Here is an 18,346-nt window from a genome sequence, read left to right on the forward strand (position 1 = left end):
CCCCTGCCCGCGTCAGGCGGCGCAGAACGTGTGCCAGGCCACGTCGATCCCCTTCCGGTGCAGCGAGTCGAGTCCGACGTCGAGGTGCTTCCGCTCCGCGTCCACCAGGTGCGTGCACCGGTGGTCCTGGGCGACGGTCTGGGCCTGGCCGAGCGCGGTCACCAGGTCGGTGTCGATGGCGTCGAGCTGGGGGCGGATGGTCGTCAGGTCCGGGGCCGTCGTGGGTGCGGTCCACGGGTTGTGCGTCCAGTGGTTGATGAGGCCGCGCTGGACGACCTTGCTCGCCGCGATCTGCGCGCGGATGACCCGGGTCACCAGCGCGGGGTCGACGCCCTGCTGCTCTGCCAGGGTCACCGCTTCGTCGACGACGGCCTGTTCGCGCACCGGGTCGGCGACCGGCTTGCCGCTGAGCCACTTCGACTCGGCCACCGGGTCGGCGAGCTCCAGCCGTCGGAGGATGAGCGCGCCGATGGTGTCGAGCTCCGCCGTCGACGCCGCGGGACGGGAACCGTCGTGGGAGATGGTCATCGTGGAACCCGTCGGTTCGGCGGACGTGGGCAGGGGGTCGGCGTTCGCCGCCGTGGTCGGCAGGGCGATGCCCGCCGCGAGCAGCCCGAGGGTCAGGGCCGTCGCGGCGGTCCGACGGCTGCGGTGCCGGGCGGTGGTCGGGGTGGTGGGGTGTGCGGTGTTCACGGGGTTTCCTTCCCGAACCGGCGCCGGACGCGTCGGGTCAGATCGTCGATGATCGGTTTGATGACCTCGTCGTAGAACGGGTAGACGCCGAAGTGGTCGGCGCCCTCGTCGCAGTAGCAGTCCATCGAGATCGCCTCCTCGAAGTTCGAGAAGACGTATGTGGCACGGTGCGGGAACGCGGCGTGCGGCTCGTCGTCACGCGGGGTCGTGGTGGTCACGGCGGTGCTCGATCCCGGTCGGCAGCCGGTCAGCCGACCAGCCGAGCCGCGGGGACGCCGGGGTCGCGCCCGGAGTCCACCACGGCGTCGATCTCGGTGGATCCGTTGCCCGACCCGACCGTGCGGTTCTGGATCTGGTTGAGGGACCAGTTGCCCGGCAGGGGCTCGAGCTGGTTGCCCGCCCAGGCCGGCGACATCCCGGCGACGAACGAGAAGTGCGCGAGTCCGGCGCTGCTCACGGCGGTGCACGTGGCGCGGGAGCCGTAGACGCCCGCCTTGTACAGGTTCCCGCGGTCCTGCAGGCCGGCGGCGACGCCACGGAAGTACGGGACCACGAGCGACTCGTCCTGCGCCGCGGTCGCGTCGAAGTCGGCGGCGAAGTAGACGGTGGTCTGCTTCGGGATCCCGAGCTTCCGGGCCGCGTCGTGGGCGCGGTGGGCGTCGCGGACGCCCTGTTCCTCCGTGAACCACGAGGCAGCGAACCCGCCTTCCTCGAAGATCGGCCACAGCCCGAGCCCGGCGCTCGCCATCACACGGAGTTCGTCGGGGGTCAGGGCCTTGTCGAGTGCCCCGGAACGCTGGTGGTTCGTGAGGTACCGGCCGACGCTGGTGGCACCGGACGCCCGGACGGCGGCCGCGCGGGCGTCGTCGAGGCGCACCGCGGTGTCGGCACCGGTCGTGGCGCGGTCCGGGTCACCCGTGCTCGCCGCCAGTGCTGCCCACGTGCCCGCGTCGCACGTCCCGGTCTGCTCGGCGGGCGGGAACGCCTGGAACTGCTGGAACGCACGGACCACCGCGGCGTCCGCGGCCGAGTAGGCGCTGCTGAACACGACGCGCTCGCCGTTCAGCACCAGGAGCGCCTTGACGAGCAGCACCCAGGTGCCGGTGGACCCGACCCCGACGACGCTCGGCCCCGCGGCACGGAGCGCAGCAGCCGTCCCCGGTCCCCAGGCGCCGTCGACCGTGACGCCCACCGCGACCTGCACCGCGCGGATCGCCGCCGAGTACGTGCTGGTGTCGACGACTCCGCTCGTGCTGCCGTACGCGCCGCCGGTCGCCTCGGCGTAGGTGCGGTTGAGGTACTGCTGGACGGCACGGACCGCTCGGGACCCGCCGGAGGCGAGCTTGACCGGGTCGACGGTCAGGAGCGCGCCGAACAGGTGGGGTGACAGCGGCAGCCCGCCGGGCTCGGCACCCAGGTCGGACCGGAGCGCCTGCACGGCCGCGACGGTGGCCCCGTCGTACTCACCCGTGAGTGAGACGGTCGAGGCGCCCTTGCAGACGAGCCCGGCCTGGACGAGCCGGCGCCAGGTCGCGGCGTCGGCGCCCGTCTCGGCACCCACGTCGCCGTGCTGTTCGAGCTTCCGCCGTGTCGTCGGCCCGAACGTCGCGACGACGGGGGAGATGCCGAGCAGCGACTGGGTGGCCTGCACGATCCCGAGCACGGTGCCGCTGCCGGTGAGTCCGTCCTCGTCCACGTGCACCCACCCGTGCAGGTGCCCGAAGGTCGTGTTGAGCCAGCGCTGCACGGCCAGCACGCCCGAGTCGGCGGAGCCGGAGGAACCGCTGGTGCCGGTGGTGCCGGAGGAGCCGGCCGAGCCGGAGGGAGTGGCCGCGTCGGCCGGGGCCGCGAGTGCGGTCGTGACGAGCGGGACGGTGGCGGTGATGCCGATGAGCGCAGTTCGGCGCGAGATGTGCACGGGGGTGCCCCTTCAGTTGCCTCGAGCGTCCGCTGGCCATCGATCGCGTTGTGCGATGCTGACGGCCGCGGCATGGTCCGAGCAACTTCGTCCCTCAACTTGGGACGGTCCTGCAATTCGGCAGACGATCGTCTGATGAAGCGCTCAGTCCACGACGCCCGGTGCGACCACGAGCAGCCGCGTCCACGCCGTGCAGCCGTCGATCCGGGCCGTCACGAACACCGGCTCACACCCCGCCGGCGCGGAGCCACGCGAGTACCGCGAGCACCCGGCGATGGGCGTCCGGCGTGGGTTCGAGGTCCAGCTTCGCGAAGATCGAACCGATGTGCTTCTCGACCGATGCGACCGCGAGACGGAGCCGGTCCGCGATCGCCTGGTTCGTCTGCCCCTGCGCGATGAGTCGGAGCACGTCCCGTTCGCGCGGTGTGAGCCGCTCGATGGGGTCGGTCCGCCGTGTGAACAGCCGCTGGACGATCTGCGGGTCCAGGACGAGGCCGCCGCGTGCGACGCGTGCGACGTCGTCGCGCAGGTCGTCGATCGACGAGATGCGGTCCTTCAGGAGGTACCCGACGTGGTGCTCCCCGGTGGCGAGGAGTTCTCTGGCGTAGTCGAGCTCGGCGTACTGGCTGAGCAGCAACACGGCCACCCCGGGGTGTTCCGTGCGGATCCGCACGGCCGCCCGCACCCCCTCGTCGCGGAACGTCGGCGGCATCCGGACGTCGAGGACGGCGACGTCCGGCCGGGTGGAGGTCAGGTCGTCGAGCAGGGAAGCCGCGTCGCCGTACGCACCGACGACGGTGGACCCGGCTTCCTCGAGCAGGCGGGCGGTGCCCTCTCGGAGCAGCACCGAGTCCTCGGCGAGGACCACGCGCAACGCTCCGGCGGGCGCGTGTCGATCGGTGGTCACGACGCCAGCGTACGGGCTTCCCGGTCCTGCTCGTCGGCGGGGACGGGGATGCTGACGTGCACCCGTGTGGGGCCGCCCGACGGGCTCGTGATCGTCAGGATGCCCTGCAGCCCCTGGACTCGGTCGCGGAGGCCGGCGAGCCCGTGTCCGTCGTCGAGCCGCGCCCCACCGCGGCCGTCGTCGCAGACCTCGAGTTCGAGGACCCCGTCCCCGGCGGCCACCGCGCGGACCCGCACCGACGTGGCATCCGCGTGCTTCGCGACGTTCGCGAGCAGTTCGGACAGGATCGCGTAGGCACTCCGCTCGACCGCTGTGAGTCCGGGCCCGGCATCGTCGAGTCGGGTCTCGACGGTTGCCGGCACGAGGCTGTCGCCGGCCAGGGCGTGGACCGCCGCGGCGAGACCACGGTCCTGCAGGATGGGCGGTGCCAGTCCACGGGAGAGATTGCGGATGGTCTCGAGCACGGTCTTCGAGCGGTGCAGGGACTCCTCCACCAACAGCTCCGCGGCGCGGACGTCCGTGGGGAGGCGCCGGAGGGCGATGGCGAGGTCGTACTGCAGTCGGAGGAGCTGCTGCTGCGGGCCGTCGTGGATGTCGCGTTCGAGCCGCCGCAGGGACGCGTCCTCGGCGAGGAGCGCGGCTCGGCGGCCGGCTTCGGCACGCTGCGCCCCCTGCAGGAGTCGGGCGTTCTGCTGTTCGCCGAGCAGGAGCCGGGCGAGCAGCAGGTGCGGGACGGTGAGCAGGCGCGCGACCCGGGGGAACACCGCGGCGAGGACGAGACCGGCGACGACCATGACGACGGGGCGGAGGACCTGACCACTCCAGTGGCCGGTCTCGCCCACCAACGCTGCCGTCCGGGCGAGCCAGACGTCGTCCGCCGGGGTCACCGCCCAGCTCCACGCCGGGTACGTGACGGCTCCCAGGGCGGTCGCTCCCCAGGACACCAGCGCGACCCAGGTCGCGACCGACACGGGGAAACTGGCCACGGCGTGCGCGGTGTGCGCCCAGTACCGGGTGTCGCCGAGCGGTGCCCAGAACCGCGGGCCGGACGGGTTCCCGCCGGCTCGCTGCGGCCAGGCGGTGTGCAGCTGCCAGTCCGCGGATGCCGGGAGCGACCCGATCGGAGCGGCCCGCCGACGTGCGTGCGTGCCGAGCACCCGGCCGAGGCGGAGCGTCAGCACGAGGACCGGCAGCCCGACCCAGACGACGCTCAGTCCGAGCCCGAGGCACAGCAGCGGGACGACGAGGACGAACCCGACGAGGTCCGTCGGCAACGCCGTCAGGAGGTACCAGGCCCGTCTCGGGGTCCTGCGCCGTTCGTCGGCGTCCCGCCGCTGTCGATCGTTCACGGTCTCATCCTCGCGCCATGACGAGCGCCGCGGGGCGCTCGGTCGTCGCCGCGAACGCCGCGAGCAACCCGGCGACACCGGTCAGTACGAGGCCGCCGATCACGACCGGCACCACGAGCGACCAGGGGACGTGCAGGACCGCGTGTCCCGTGCCGTGGGTCGTGCCCAGCAGGACGGCGGACACCGTCGCGGCGGTCGCCACCACCGCCAGTCCCACTGCTGCTCCCCCGACCAGGAGCGTCTCGAGTGTCGCGGCTGTGAGGACCTGCCCGCGGGTCATCCCACTGGCGCGTGCGACCGCGAACTCGTGCCGTCGCCCGGAAGCCGCCATCGCCACGGCGTTGAGCACGCCGATCACCGCGTACAGCGCACCGACGGCCATGACGACGACCATCACCCGGGCGTTCTGGTCCTGCCCGGCTGCGCCTGCCTGGTCGACCCAGGTGCGCAGGTCGGTGACGGTCCCCAACTGTGCGAGCGCGGCCGCGACGGCGCGCGGGTCGTCGCCGGGGTGCACCGAGACGAACGTGGTCGCCGGGCTCCCGGCCAGGATCTCGGCCGGCACGAGGGTGCGGGGAACCACGATGCCGACCTGACCGGCGCTGTCCGCGGGCACCGGCGTGCGGAACCGGACCGAGCCGAGGTCCTCGTCACCGATGCTGACGGTCCCGGCGGCCCCGAGCCCGAGGCCGACAGCACCCGGGCCGGGTGCGACGGTGTCGGCGCCGTGCAGGGCCCGCATCGCCCCCCGGGCGTTCGGGTGCGCCCCTGCGAAGGCGTCGGGATCGACCACGAGCGCCTCGGTCGTCACCGGGAGCGCTGTCCCCGCGAGTTCCTCCGGCATCCCCGCCACGGACGAGCCGGACGGCTGGACCCGGACGGGCACGATCCACTCGGTGGACGCGTTCGCCACACCGTCCAGCGTCGAGGGGTCGGCGGCGAGCGTACCGGTGCTCTGCAGCACCAGGTCGGCGTGCGTCCCGCGGGCGACCTGTGCGGTCGCTGCGTCGGCGAACGACAGCATGGCGATCGGCTGGCTCAGCACCAGCGCGAGCAGCACGACGAGCGGCGCCGCCGTGGAGGCCGACCGGGTCCGGGCGTCGCGGAGGTTCGCGGCGGCCAGGACCCCCACCACCGCACGGGGGCGCGGCAGCACGGCTGCTGCCAGCGGTACGAGCCCGGGAGCCGCGGCGGTGACCGCGAGGGCGGCCGTGATGCCCGCCGACATCGCCATGGCCTGTGCCCCGGCGAGCCCGCCCGCAGGCGCCAGGACCACGAGGGCGACGGTCGCGGCGGCGAGCCCGGCACCGGTGATCCACCGGGCGCGGGTCATCGGACGCGCCGCGGTGCCGACGGCCCGGATCGCGTCGAGTGGGTCGATCCGGGCTGCGCGTCGTGCAGCGACCCCCACACCGGCGGAGGCGAGGCCGATCCCGACCGCGAGGGAGGCAGGAACCGCCCACCCCTGCCAGACCGGGGCGAACCCGTGGTCGACGAAGCCGGCGTCGAGGAGCATCCGGGTCTCCAGGTGCAGCAGGGCGACGCCTGCCGGGATCCCGAGGACGGCGCCGACCAGGCCGAGGACCAGTGCTTCACCGTGCAGCATGCGCCGAACCTGACCGACGTCGGCCCCGACGATGCGCAGGAGCGCGAGGTCCCGGCGGCGTTCGGTGACCGAGAACGCGAACGTCGAGGCGATGATGAAGACCGCGAGGAACGCGGCGAAGCCGAGGGCGACCGACACGATCGTCACGGCGACGATCCGGTTGCCCTCGAAGGAGGCCGTGGCGAGCGCGTCCGCGCCGTCCGCCGGCCCGGTGCCGAGGACGGAGAGCAGCAGCAGGAGGGACGCCTGCACGAGCCCGACGCCGAGTGCGACCGTCGCGATCGCCCCGGAGTACGTCGGCCAGCGGTCAGCGAACCCGCGGAGGGCCACCCGCCTCATCGGGCCGTCTCCATGGCGACGAGGCGGTTGGCGATGGTCGACGCGTTAGCCCCGACGAGCGAGTCGACGAGCCGACCGTCGCGCAGGAACACGGTGGTGTCGGCCGCTGCGGCGGCAGCCGGGTCGTGGGTGACCATGAGGATGCTCTGGCCGGCATCGGTCATCTCGCGCATCATGGCGAGGATCACGCGTGCCGCGTGCGAGTCCAGTGCCCCGGTGGGCTCGTCGGCGAAGAGCACCTCGGGAGCGGTGATCACGGCGCGGGCGATGGCGACGCGCTGCTGCTGCCCTCCGGAGAGTTCGCGTGGCCTATGGCGCGTACGGTCGCCGAGGCCGACGCGGTCGAGCGCGGCGCGGATCATCGCGCGTGAGGGGTGCGCGCCGGCGAGTTCGAGCGGCAACGCGACGTTCTGCTCGGCGGTGAGGGACGCGATCAGGTTGAAGGTCTGGAACACGAACCCGATCCGGTTGCGCCGCAACTCGGTCCGTTCCCGGTCGGTCGCCTCGGTGATGTCGGCGCCCCCGAGGACCACGCGACCCGTGTCTGCCTGGTCGAGCCCGGCTGCGATCTGCAGGAGCGTCGACTTGCCGGACCCGGACGGTCCCATGATCGCCGTCCAGGTGCCCACCGGGAGCCGCAGCGTGACGTCCTGCAGCGCCGTGATGCTGGCGTCGCCGGTCCCGTGCGTCCGACCGACACCCTGCAGGGCGAGGGCGGTGTCGGTCGTGACGAGGGGGTGGTTCGCGATGGCTGATGTCATGCATCGATCCCATCGGTCAGGACCTTCCGCGAACAGCGTGCCGCCCGGAGGCACGACCCCCTGGACAGCCAGGGGGTCGGGGACCGGGGCCTCAGCGGCCGAACGCCGCCAACCGGTCCTGCAGCGCACGCTCCAGGAACGGCTCGAGCGACGACGCCCACGTCGCGGTGATGTGCGTGCTGTCCCGGTAGACCAGGACGCCCCCGACGACCGCCGGGCACGTGGAGTCGGTGCAGTAGTAGCGGCTCAGGTCGATCGACGCTGCCTTGCCCCCGGCTGCCCGGAACGCGGCGACGGCCTCGACCGACGAGTCCGTCGTCCCGAGTGCTTCGGCGCGCGTCCGGTCGCAGGCGTCCGTCGTCGGTCCGGACATCGTGCTCAGGCAGGCGACGACGTCGGGCCGGGGCACCGGGTTGTCACGGACGGCGATGACGGGCAGCTCGTCACCGGCCGCCTGCTGCCACGCGTCGACCAGGCCGTTGCGGGTGGCCGTGTCGCGGGCCGGTCCGGGCGGCAGGCTGACCGGCATCTGCGTGGTGGAGTGGGTGACGACCAGGGCGTCGGCGTCGCGGTGCTCGCGGACGTAGTCGATGGCGGCGTGCTTCCACGAGTTGCAGCCCCGCATCGACGAGGGGCTCAGTGAGTCCTGCTGCGCGGTGGTGAGGTAACAGCCGCCGGCGCCGGCCAGGTCGATCCGCCAGCCGTTGTCGTCGGCGATCTTCTCGTACGCACCGATCAGTGCGTTGCTGTGCGAGTCGCCGATGACGATGAGGTGCTTCGACCAGCCGCTCGCCTTGCCGAGGACGCAGGGCCGGAACGTGCCGCTCCAGCACTCCGCGCGGTTGTCGTCGTCGTCCTTGGCCACGGCCGGAGCGGGCACACGGACGTCGGCGAGTTCGGGGTCGACACAGGGGTCGGCGAAGCCGATGCGCGCGGCGGCACCGAAGCAGGACTCGTCGTCGTCCTCCTGCTCGGCGGTGACCTGCTTCGTGACCGTGGTCGCGTTGACCTCCTGCACGTAGACGGCCGTCAGGGTGGCTGCCCCGAGCGTCACGACGGTGAAGCTGCAGATGACGGCGAGCGAGACGACGCCGCGGGGATGCAGGTCCCGCAGCCACGTCGAGAACCGGACCGGTTCCTCGAACCAGATCGTCGTCGCGGTGGCCAGACCGATCGCGACGAGCAGCACCGCCGAGCTCGTCGCCCAGTCGAGCGGACGGCCCAGCATGATCGGCAGGATGACGACGAGCGGCCAGTGCCAGAGGTAGAGCGCGTACGAGATCCGTCCGAAGAAGGCCACGGGCCGGAGTGCCCCGACATCCTCGAACTCGGTCCCCGCGCCGAACAGCAGCACGAGTGCCGCACCGGCGACCGGCAGCAGCGCCGCGATCCCGGGGAACGCCGTCTCCGGGGTGATCACGACGAGGGACAGTGCGAGGGCCACGACGCCGATGCCGGTGGCGACCAGGCGGACCCGTCGGGCGACCTCGGTGCGGACCTCGGGCAGGTGCACGGTGGCGACGAGACCGCCGAGTGCGAACTCCCACGCGCGGGTGCCGGTGGAGAAGTAGGCGACGCCGGGGTCGGTGGCGGTCTGCACGATGCTCCACACGAGGGACAGCACGACGACGCTGCCGAGCAGCAGCCGCGCGGTCACCAGCGGCGTGAACCGACGGCGTGCGAGCGCCCCGACGCCGAGCAGCAGGAGCGGCAGGAGGATGTAGAACTGCTCCTCGACCGACAGCGACCAGAAGTGCTGGAACGGTGAGGGGGCGTCCGCCGACGCCAGGTAGTCGACGGCGTTCGCCGCGAGCTCCCAGTTCTGCAGGTACACCGTCGAGGCGATCAGCTCACGCCCGTACTGCCCCCACAGCGCGCTCGGCACGGCGACGAGCACCGCGATGCCCGTGACGACGATGGTGAGGAACGCGGCCGGCAGCAGGCGTTTGGCCCGGCGCGACCAGAACCGTCCGAGCCGGATCGTGCCCGTCGCGAGCTGTTCCCGCAGCAGCAGCCCGGTGATCAGGAAGCCGGAGATCACGAAGAAGACGTCGACACCGACGAACCCGCCGTGCAGGGCAGCCGGCCACAGGTGGTAGACGACGACCGCGAGGACGGCGAACGCGCGGAGGCCCTGGATGTCCCACCGCGTGGTGTCGCGCGCTCGGTGCGCGGGGCCCCGCTCGCCCGGCGTTGCTGTACTCACTGCGTCGATCCTAGGAGACGTGGACGGCTCCGCCGGGCGTTCTCGACGCGGACGCTACGATCCTTCTCCAGAGGGGGGCCGATGGATCTGCGCTGGTTGACCGCGTCCGACGACGAGTTCGCGGCGGAGGCGGCGCGACGACCGCGGATGCGCCGCCCGCGACAGGCCCCGTGGTGGTGGAACGCGCTGCTCCTGGCGATCGAGGTCCCGCTCGCGTGGCTCGCGTCCGCGCTCGTGATCTGGGGCACCGGGCTCGTCCACAACGGCGCGGGTGTCGGTGACGTCGTCCGCTGGGTGGCCTGGTTCGTGGCGCTCGTCGCCGGTGTGGTCGGGCTCGTCGTGCTCCTGGTCCGGGGCGAACGACCTCGGACCCTGCGTCCGGACGAGGCCCGGGCAGTGCTGACGGGGGACGCCAGTGGGTACCCGGCGCGTCCGGTCCGTCCGAAGCCGCTCGACTCGACGATCACCCCGCGCTACTCCGGCATCCGCGTCCACCCCCGGTTCGGCACCGAACCCGTGCACGTCGACGGCGTCTCGGACGTCGAGTTCGGCTGCGTCCTGCGGCGCTGGATGGTCTCGCGGGACTGGACGTACCTGACCGTCCGGCTGCCCGGCACGTTGCCGCACCTGCTCCTCGACGCCACGGCGAACGACGGTCGTCGCAGCGACCTGCCGGTGGTGCTCCGCCACCGGCAGCGGATGTCCCTGGAAGGCGACTTCGACCGGCACTTCCGGGTGTGGGCGCCGGAGGACTACGGCCAGGACGCGCTGTACGTCCTCACCCCTGACGTGATGGCGGCGCTCGTCGACCACGCGGCCGGCTGGAACGTCGAGATGGTCGACGACCGGCTGGTCTTCTCGGCGCCGGGGACCGCGGACTGGTCGCGCCCTGCGCCGTGGATGCAGGTCGAGGCAGTCCTGGGCGAGGTCGTGCCCCGTGTCGTGCGCGCCGCCTCCCGGTACCAGGACGACCGCTCGCTGCTCGAGGACGGGCACGCCGACGCGATCGCCGCCGCGGGGCGTCGCCTGGTGCTCCGCGACCGGCGGAAGAGCCGTCTGCGAGCGACGTGTGCGGGGGCCGTGTGGATGGGCGTCGTCTGCGTGTCCTACAGCGGACCGTTGGCCGTCGCGGTGGTCGGTTCGCTCTCGGTCCTCGACCACTGACCGTCGGCGCACGCCTGCGACGTGGCCCCGGTACGGACGGGAGGCCCGTGGCGGTGTCGCCACCCCTCCCTCGCAGGCTCGGTCGGCGCGCCCCGCATGCCGCTGGCGCGTCATCGCTGAGCGGGGCGCGCCCGTCCGCTTGTCGGTGCGTCGACTACGCGACGGTCGCGCGCGCCTCGGCCAGCGACGGGTAGTCGGTGTAGCCCTCGGCGGTCGCGCCGTAGAAGAGCTCCGGACGCGGCTCGTTGAGCTCGGCGTCGTGCTCCCAACGGTGCGCGAGGTCCGGGTTGGCGATCGCGGCGCGGCCCACGGCGACGGCGTCGGCGTGGTCGCCGTCGACGATCGCGATGGCCTCGTCGCGCGTGGTGAGCGACGAGAAGCCCGAGTTCACGATGAACGGCGCGCCCGCGGTACGGCGGACGTGCTGCACCAGGTCACCGGTCGGCTCGGCGTGCAGGACGTCGACGAAGGCGAGGCCGAGCGGCGCGAGGCCCTCGGCGACGGCGGTGTAGGTGGCGCGCACGTCGGCGGCGTCGTCCTCGATGACGCCCTGGATCCCGTGCTCGGGCGACAGGCGGATGCCGGTGCGGTCGGCGCCGATGGCCTCGGCGATGGCGGTGGTGACCTCGATCGCGAAGCGTGCGCGGTTCTCGGGGGAGCCGCCGTACTGGTCGGTGCGGGTGTTCGACACGGGCGACATGAACTCGTGCACCAGGTAGCCGTTGGCGCCGTGGACCTCGACCCCGTCGAGTCCGGCGGCGATCGCGTTGCGGGCGGCCTGCACGAAGCCCTGCACGGCCTCCTGCACCTCGGCGGTGGTCAGCTCGTGCGGGACGGGCATGTCGGCCTTCGAGCCGTCGGCCAGGTGCGTCTGCCCGGGGGCGGCGATGGCGGACGGGGCGACGATGCGCGGGGTCTGCGAGATGTCGGTGTGCGAGACACGGCCACCGTGCATGAGCTGCATGACGATCGTGCCGCCGGCGGCGTGCACGGCGTCGGTCACGCGGCGCCAGCCGGCGATCTGGTCGTCGGTCTCGATGCCGGGCTGCCCGGGGTAGGAGCGGCCCTCCTGCACGGGCCAGGTGCCCTCGGTGATGATCATGCCGAGGCCGGCGCGCTGCCGGTAGTGCTCGACGAGCAGGTCGTTCGGGACGCCGTGCTCGCCGGCGCGGGTGCGCGTGAGCGGGGCCATGACGACGCGGTTCGACAGGGACAGGGCGCCGATGGAGGCGGGTTCGAAGAGCTTCACGTCAGGGCGAACGACGAGTTGTCCCATGCAATTCCGCCTCGGAGCACTTCTTCAGGCAGTGCGGTCAGTCGCGCGGGCACACGAGCGTCGACGAGCGCACCTGGCCCTCGGGCCGGATCACCTGGTGCTGGGAGAGGGGCTTGCCGCACAGGGGGCAGCCCCGGTCGATCGTCCGGTCGTCGATGCCCTCGGGGCGACCGGCGCCGATCTGCGAGGGGCCCATCTTGTTGATGAGCGTCGTGTTCCACCGTTCGTACCACTGGCCGAAGCGTCCCACGGTGCATCCTTTCGTTCGTGCACGAACCATTATGGCACTGATGGCCGCGGATCACACCTGGTCGACGCGCTCCAGCAGCTCGGTCAGCTCGTCCTTCAGGGACTCGAGTCGGGCGAGTGGCCACCCGAGCCGGTCGGCGACGGCGAGCGGGACCGCCTCGGCTCGGTCGCGCAGGGCGTGCCCGGCGGTCGTCAGGGACACCTCGAGCTGTCGTTCGTCGGCGGCGCTGCGGGTGCGGCGGACGTAGCCGGAGGCCTCCAGCCGCTTGAGCAGCGGGCTCAGCGTGGCGGAGTCGAGTCGCAGCTCGCCGGCGATCTCGCGCACCGACCGCGGGTCCCGCTCCCACAGGGCGAGCATCACGAGGTACTGCGGGTGGGTCAGGCCCATCGGCTCGAGCAGGTCGCGGTACAGCCCGATGACGCTGCGGCTCGTTGCCGCGAGTGCGAAGCAGAGCTGCCGGTCGAGCGCGAGCGGGTCCGGAGCGGTCTGGGTCATGTGTCCAGGGTACTTCGTTCGTGCACGAAAGAGTCGATGCATCGTCTGCACACGCGTCTTCCGACGTTCCACCCGTCGTTCGACGCGTGGAACGTCGGAACATGCGTGCTCGCGACCCGGGGCGGTGGGCGCAACGGCCTGGAGGCCCGGGCCGACCCGTGTGGGTCGACCCGGGCCTCCAGACTGGGTGCGTCGACTACGCGCGGTGCGCGGGCGGGTGGCCCGAGTCGTGCGCGTTCGCGTCCGGCTCCACGGGGAGCGCGTGGGTGCCGGTGTGCGTGTCCTCGTGGCCGGCGACCGGGTGGGTGCGCTCGAGCTTCGCGCCCTCCACGTCGACGTCCGGCACGATGCGGTCGAGCCACTTCGGGAACCACCAGGCGCTCTTGCCGAGCAGGTGCATCGCCGACGGGATGAGCAGCATGCGGACGACGAAGGCGTCGATCAGCACACCGAACGCCAGCCCGAAGCCGATCGGCTTGATGGTGGACGAGTCCGAGAAGATGAAGCCCGCGAACACCGAGATCATGATGATCGCCGCCGCCGTGACCACCGCGCGACCCGCGTGCAGACCGCGCTGGACGGCCACCTTCGCGCTCGCGCCGTGGGCGTAGGCCTCACGCATGCCGGACACCAGGAACAGCTGGTAGTCCATCGCCAGACCGAACAGGATGCCGATCTCGATGATGGGCAGGAAGCTCAGGATCGGTGCCGGGTCGTGCACACCGAAGACCGAGCCGAGCCAGCCGAACTGGTAGATCGCGGTCAGCCCACCGAACGACGCCAGCACGGACAGGATGAACCCGGCGGTGGCGGTGATCGGCACGAGGAACGACCGGAACACGATGATCAGGATGATCAGCGACAGCCCGACGACCACCACGAGGTAGAGCGGCAGCACGTTCGACAGCTTCTCGGACACGTCGATGTTCGCCGACGCGTTGCCGGCGACGCCGAGGGTGACCTTGCCGTCGTCGGTGGAGACGGTCTGCTCGCGCAGGTCCTTCACGACGTTCTCGGTGGAGACGCTGTCCGGGCCGCCGGCGGGCTTCACCTGGAACGCGACGATGTCACGGTCCTTGGAGGCGCCGATTGGCAGCACGGCCTCCACGTCGTCGTTCTTCGCGATGGCCTGGCCGATGGTGACCTCGGTCGCGGTGACGTCGCTCTTGCTGATCGACTCCGGCAGGGTGGCCACGACGAGCAGCGGGCCGTTCTGCCCGGCGCCGAACTCCTTCTCGAGCGTCTTGTAGGCCTTGTACTGGCTCGACTCGACCGCCTCGGACGAACCGCTCGGCAGGCCGAGGCGCATCTGGGTCGCGGGCAGGGCGATGGTGCCGAGCACCGCGACGCCGAGGACGAGCGTGATGACCGCGCGCCAGCTCGACATCGGCTTGTTCGGGATCCGCGTGGAGTCGGTGTTGCCGATCTTCGCGCGCTCCTTCTTCCGCAGGATCCGCATGCCGATGAGCGACAGCAGGGCCGGGGTGAACGACGTCGCGATGAGGATCGCGAAGAGCACCGCGACCGCGCCGACCGTGCCCATCAGGCCGAGGAACGGGATGCCGGTGATGTTCAGCGCGAGCAGCGCGACGATGACCGTCGCACCGGCGAACACCACGGCGTTGCCCGACGTGCCGTTCGCGAGCCCGATCGACTCGTGCACCTGCATCCCCTGCTTCAGCTGGGTCCGGTGCCGGTTCAGGATGAACAGCGAGTAGTCGATGCCGACCGCCAGGCCCAGCATCACCCCCAGCACGGGCGTGACGGAGATGAACTCGACCACGCTCGAGAACGACAGGGCGGTGAGCGAGGCGACGCCGACGCCGAGCACGGCGCTGACGAGCGGGACCGCGGCACCGATGACCGTGCGGAGCATCAGGAGCAGCACGATCGCGGCGATGATGACACCGCCGATCTCACCCGGGCCGAGGATCGACGGCACACCCTGCGCGATGTCGTTCGAGACGTACACGTTGACGCCCTGGATGTCGGCCGACTCGGCGTCGTCCGCGATGGCGGTCTTCGTGTCCGCGGGGACCTCGTAGGTCGACGTCGTGAACTGCACGGTGCCGATCGCGGCGCTGCCGTTGTCCGACACGAAGCGGATGTCCTTCGACAGGTCGAGCAGGTCCGAGCCCTGTTCGAGCTCCTGCTCGTTGTCGTCGAGCTTCTGCTTGTTCGTGTCGATCGTCTTCTGGGCGTCGGCGATCTGCTGCTCACCGGCGTCGATCTGGGCCTGCTGGGCGTCGATCTGCGCCTGCGCCTGCTGGAGCTGGGCGGCCGCTGCCTGCGCCTGTGCGGCGGGGACGGCTGCGCCACCGGCTGCCTGCGCCTGGGCCTTCTGCGCGTCGAGCTGCGCCTGGGCGTCCTCGATCTTCTGCTTGCCGGACTCGAGCTGCGCCTTCTGGGCGTCGAGCTGGTCCTGGCCGGTCTCGATCTTCGCGCGACCGGACTCGATCTGGTCACGGCCGTCGACGATCTTCTGCCGCTGGTCGTCGAGCTGCTGCTGGGTGTCGAAGCCGCTCGTCGTGCCCTTGACGCCGTCGAGCTTCTCGAGGCTGGTCAGGAAGTCGTCGATCTCGGACTGCTGCGACGACGAGAACGCCTTGCCGTCCTTCGTCTCGAAGACGATCGTGCCGTTGCCGCCGTTCGCCGACGGGAACTTGTCGGCGAGCTGGTCCTGCACCTGACTGGTCTTGGTGTTCGGGATCGTGATCGACGACGAGATGGTGCCGGCGAAGAGCGTGTACGTGACGCCCGCCACGGCCATGATCACGACCCAGGTGATGATCACGAGCCAGTGGCGTCGTGCGGAGAACCGTCCGAGACGGTAGAGGAGACCGGCCATGCGGTTGCCTGCGGTCCTTTCGTGTCAGGTGCTGGTGGTGCGGGGTGCGCCGGTGGACCCCTGGGGGATGAGGAGGTGGAGCGGTGTCAGCCGTCGGCCATGTAGCCGCTGCGGACGCTGTGCACGAGTCGTGCGAGCAGGTCGTCCCAGGCGTCGAGCGCCGGCTGGTCGAGCTCGGGGCCGGACGTCGCCAGCCAGTGCTCCGCGATGACGACGATGCCGCTCATGAGCGACTCGACGAGCAGCGCGGCGTCGAGGGGGTCGGCGGCCGGGTAGCGCCGGGCGACCTCGTGCCGGAGTCGTTCGGTCACCCGCGAGAACGCCGTCTGGGTCAGGACCGCGGCCTTCGGGTCGTCCTTGCCGGGGTCGCCGAGGATCCGGTACATGCTGGCGATCGCCGGAGCCAGGTCGGCACCGCGGGCGGCGGACTCGAGCTCGTCGAACATCGAGGCCCGGCTGCCGTCGCCCACCGGGGTGCGGGCCATGTCGGCGAGGAACCGGTCGATGATGACGGACAGCTCCTGCTCGCACACGGCCAGCAGGACCTCGTCGAGCGAGGCGAAGTGGTTGAACACGGTGCGCCGGGCGATGTCGGCCCGGGCGGCGAGGTCGTCCACGCTGAAGTCGCGGCCGCCGCGCTCGTCGATCAGGTCGCGAGCGGCCTGCAGGATCGCCGCACGGTGCTTCGCCTTGAGGGCAGCACGGCGGTCGGTCGCGATGGTCACGAGATCGAACACTAGGTGCATCGATGCACTCGGTGCAACGAGGTTGAGTGCATCCCCAGGTTCGTCCCCCGGTGCGGAACGCCTGTGCTGCACCACTGTTCTGCCGGAGGTGTCGGGTGCAAGACTGGACGGACGAACCGCCGCGTCACCGCCCGCGGATCCGCCGCCGTACGAAGGAGTACCCGATGCCCGTCCGCCTGTCCCCGGAGACCCTCGACGAGATCGCCGCGAGCGGTGTCGCCGTGCCCACCTACGACCGCGACGGCATCACCGCCGGCATCGTCCACTTCGGCGTCGGCGGGTTCCACCGCGCGCACCAGGCGATGGTGATCGACCGGCTCCTGCAGTGCGGCGAGGCCCGCGAGTACGGCATCTGCGGCGTCGGCGTGCTCGAGCAGGACCGTCGGATGGCGACCGCGATGGCCGAGCAGGGCGGCCTGTACACGCTCGTCCTCAAGCACCCGGACGGCACCCGTGAGTCACGCGTCGTCGGCAGCATCGTCGAGTACCTGCTCGCCGTCGACGATCCGGACGCGGTCGTCGAGAAGATGGCGCACCCGGACACCAGGATCGTCAGCCTGACCATCACCGAGGGCGGCTACAACTTCGACCACGTCACCGGCGAGTTCGTCGCCGACGAGCCCGGCGTCGCGGCCGACCTGCGCGGCGACGGCCCGCCCCGCACGGTGTTCGGCCTGGTGGTCGAGGCACTGCGCCGCCGACGGGACCGCGGCCTCGACCCGTTCACCGTGATGTCCTGCGACAACATCCAGGGCAACGGGCACGTCGCCCGGTCGATGTTCACCGCGTACGCCAGGCTGCAGGACCCGGACTTCGCGGACTGGATGGACGAGCACGTGGCGTTCCCGAACTCGATGGTCGACCGCATCACCCCGGTCACCGCCGACGAGGACCGCGCCTGGGTCCGCGACGTGCTCGGCATCGACGACGCCTGGCCCGTCGTCGCCGAACCGTTCTTCCAGTGGGTGCTCGAGGACGACCACCCCGCGGGCCGACCGCCCTACGAGGATGCCGACGTCCAGCTCGTCGACGACGTCGAGCCGTACGAACTCATGAAGCTCCGGCTCCTCAACGCCAGCCACCAGGGGCTCTGCTACTTCGGGTACCTGTCGGGCTACCGCTACGCGCACGAGGCCACCCAGGACCCGGCGATCGCGACCTTCCTGCGCCGTTACATGGACGAAGAGGGCACGCCGACGCTGCACCCGGTGCCCGGCATCGACCTGGAGGACTACAAGTCGACCCTGATCGAGCGCTTCCAGAACCCCGAGGTGCGCGACACCCTCGCCCGGCTCTGCGCCGAGTCGAGCGACCGGATCCCGAAGTGGCTGCTCCCCGTCGTGCGCGAGAACCTGGCGGCCGGTCGGCCCGTCACGCTGTCTGCCGGCATCGTCGCGTCGTGGGCCCGCTACGACGAGGGCACCGACGAGTCCGGTGAACCCATCGAGATCGTCGACCGGCTCGCCGAGCCGCTGCACCGCATCGCCCTGACCCAGCGCGACGACCGCCTCGCCTTCATCGCGAACCGCCAGGTCTTCGGCGACCTGGGCGACGACGAACGGTTCGTCGCCGCGTACCGCGACGCCCTGGACGGGCTCATCGCGGACGGTGCACACGCGACCGTCACGCGCCTGTCGCGGTCCTGAGACGCGACCGACCGGCGGACGGGAGGCCCGTGGCGGCGCCGCCACGGGCCTCCCGTCCGCCTGCTGCCCACGTGACGAGCGCAGGACGGTGGTTCGTGTCCGCGCGCTGACGGTTCCGGTTCGCGAACCCCGAGGATCGTGA

The 18,346-nt window shown here is 71.8% G+C and carries 15 protein-coding genes; 2 read left to right on the top strand and 13 right to left on the bottom strand.

The genetic code is table 11. The features are described 5' to 3' along the window. Positions 1–12 precede the first annotated feature (12 nt). From aroQ to DEJ03_RS14680, 8 genes are all read right to left on the bottom strand, one after another. Positions 13–693, bottom strand: a complete 681-nt coding sequence (gene aroQ, locus DEJ03_RS14645) for a gamma subclass chorismate mutase AroQ (RefSeq protein ID WP_258370842.1) — start codon at positions 691–693, stop codon at positions 13–15. After that, positions 690–911 (bottom strand): hypothetical protein, encoded by a 222-nt coding sequence (locus DEJ03_RS14650; protein ID WP_027466125.1) that lies wholly within the window; start codon positions 909–911, stop codon positions 690–692. Before DEJ03_RS14650 ends, aroQ begins: the two co-directional genes overlap by 4 nt. 29 nt (positions 912–940) lie before the next feature. Next, positions 941–2,611, bottom strand: coding sequence for a glycoside hydrolase domain-containing protein (locus DEJ03_RS14655; RefSeq protein WP_110865176.1), 1,671 nt, complete (start codon positions 2,609–2,611; stop codon positions 941–943). A 226-nt stretch (positions 2,612–2,837) separates the two neighbouring features. After that, complete coding sequence (locus DEJ03_RS14660; RefSeq protein WP_258370843.1) at positions 2,838–3,518, bottom strand: response regulator transcription factor; 681 nt, start codon at positions 3,516–3,518, stop codon at positions 2,838–2,840. Beyond that, positions 3,515–4,867: a sensor histidine kinase gene (locus DEJ03_RS14665; protein WP_181422743.1), complete on the bottom strand. Its 1,353-nt coding sequence runs from the start codon at positions 4,865–4,867 to the stop codon at positions 3,515–3,517. Before DEJ03_RS14665 ends, DEJ03_RS14660 begins: the two co-directional genes overlap by 4 nt. Positions 4,868–4,871: 4 nt before the next feature. Beyond that, positions 4,872–6,812, bottom strand: a complete 1,941-nt coding sequence (locus tag DEJ03_RS14670; RefSeq protein WP_146237753.1) for an FtsX-like permease family protein — start codon at positions 6,810–6,812, stop codon at positions 4,872–4,874. After that, a complete protein-coding gene (locus tag DEJ03_RS14675; RefSeq protein ID WP_110865179.1) occupies positions 6,809–7,573 on the bottom strand; it encodes an ABC transporter ATP-binding protein in 765 nt (254 codons plus the stop codon). Before DEJ03_RS14675 ends, DEJ03_RS14670 begins: the two co-directional genes overlap by 4 nt. A gap of 91 nt (positions 7,574–7,664) precedes the next feature. Continuing rightward, the gene (locus tag DEJ03_RS14680; RefSeq protein ID WP_181422744.1) at positions 7,665–9,779 is read right to left on the bottom strand and encodes an acyltransferase family protein; all 2,115 of its coding nucleotides are present in this window, start codon (positions 9,777–9,779) and stop codon (positions 7,665–7,667) included. Between the two features lie 81 nt (positions 9,780–9,860). On the opposite strand from DEJ03_RS14680, the gene DEJ03_RS14685 reads away from it, so the two are divergent. Continuing rightward, positions 9,861–10,943, top strand: a complete 1,083-nt coding sequence (locus tag DEJ03_RS14685; RefSeq protein WP_110865181.1) for a hypothetical protein — start codon at positions 9,861–9,863, stop codon at positions 10,941–10,943. Positions 10,944–11,097: 154 nt separating this feature from the next. Here the strand turns inward: DEJ03_RS14685 and DEJ03_RS14690 are convergent, their stop codons facing one another. The 5 genes from DEJ03_RS14690 to DEJ03_RS14710 all read right to left on the bottom strand — a co-directional run bounded on the left by DEJ03_RS14690 (position 11,098) and on the right by DEJ03_RS14710 (position 16,537). Continuing rightward, the gene (locus DEJ03_RS14690; RefSeq protein WP_110865182.1) at positions 11,098–12,219 is read right to left on the bottom strand and encodes an alkene reductase; all 1,122 of its coding nucleotides are present in this window, start codon (positions 12,217–12,219) and stop codon (positions 11,098–11,100) included. Between the two features lie 37 nt (positions 12,220–12,256). Next, positions 12,257–12,469, bottom strand: coding sequence for a hypothetical protein (locus tag DEJ03_RS14695; RefSeq protein ID WP_027466129.1), 213 nt, complete (start codon positions 12,467–12,469; stop codon positions 12,257–12,259). A 51-nt stretch (positions 12,470–12,520) separates the two neighbouring features. Next, positions 12,521–12,964: a MarR family winged helix-turn-helix transcriptional regulator gene (locus DEJ03_RS14700; protein ID WP_071406464.1), complete on the bottom strand. Its 444-nt coding sequence runs from the start codon at positions 12,962–12,964 to the stop codon at positions 12,521–12,523. Positions 12,965–13,160: 196 nt separating this feature from the next. Further along, positions 13,161–15,812, bottom strand: a complete 2,652-nt coding sequence (locus DEJ03_RS14705; RefSeq protein ID WP_110865183.1) for an MMPL family transporter — start codon at positions 15,810–15,812, stop codon at positions 13,161–13,163. Between the two features lie 86 nt (positions 15,813–15,898). Next, complete coding sequence (locus tag DEJ03_RS14710) at positions 15,899–16,537, bottom strand: TetR/AcrR family transcriptional regulator (protein ID WP_163342754.1); 639 nt, start codon at positions 16,535–16,537, stop codon at positions 15,899–15,901. Positions 16,538–16,722: 185 nt separating this feature from the next. Between DEJ03_RS14710 and DEJ03_RS14715 the strand changes: the two genes are divergently transcribed. Next, positions 16,723–18,204 carry a mannitol dehydrogenase family protein gene (locus DEJ03_RS14715; protein ID WP_110865185.1) on the top strand — a complete coding sequence of 494 codons (1,482 nt, stop codon included), beginning with the start codon at positions 16,723–16,725 and terminating at the stop codon, positions 18,202–18,204. Positions 18,205–18,346 lie beyond the last annotated feature (142 nt).

This window comes from Curtobacterium sp. MCLR17_043 (assembly GCF_003224215.1).
Taxonomy (GTDB): Bacteria; Actinomycetota; Actinomycetes; order Actinomycetales; family Microbacteriaceae; genus Curtobacterium; species Curtobacterium flaccumfaciens.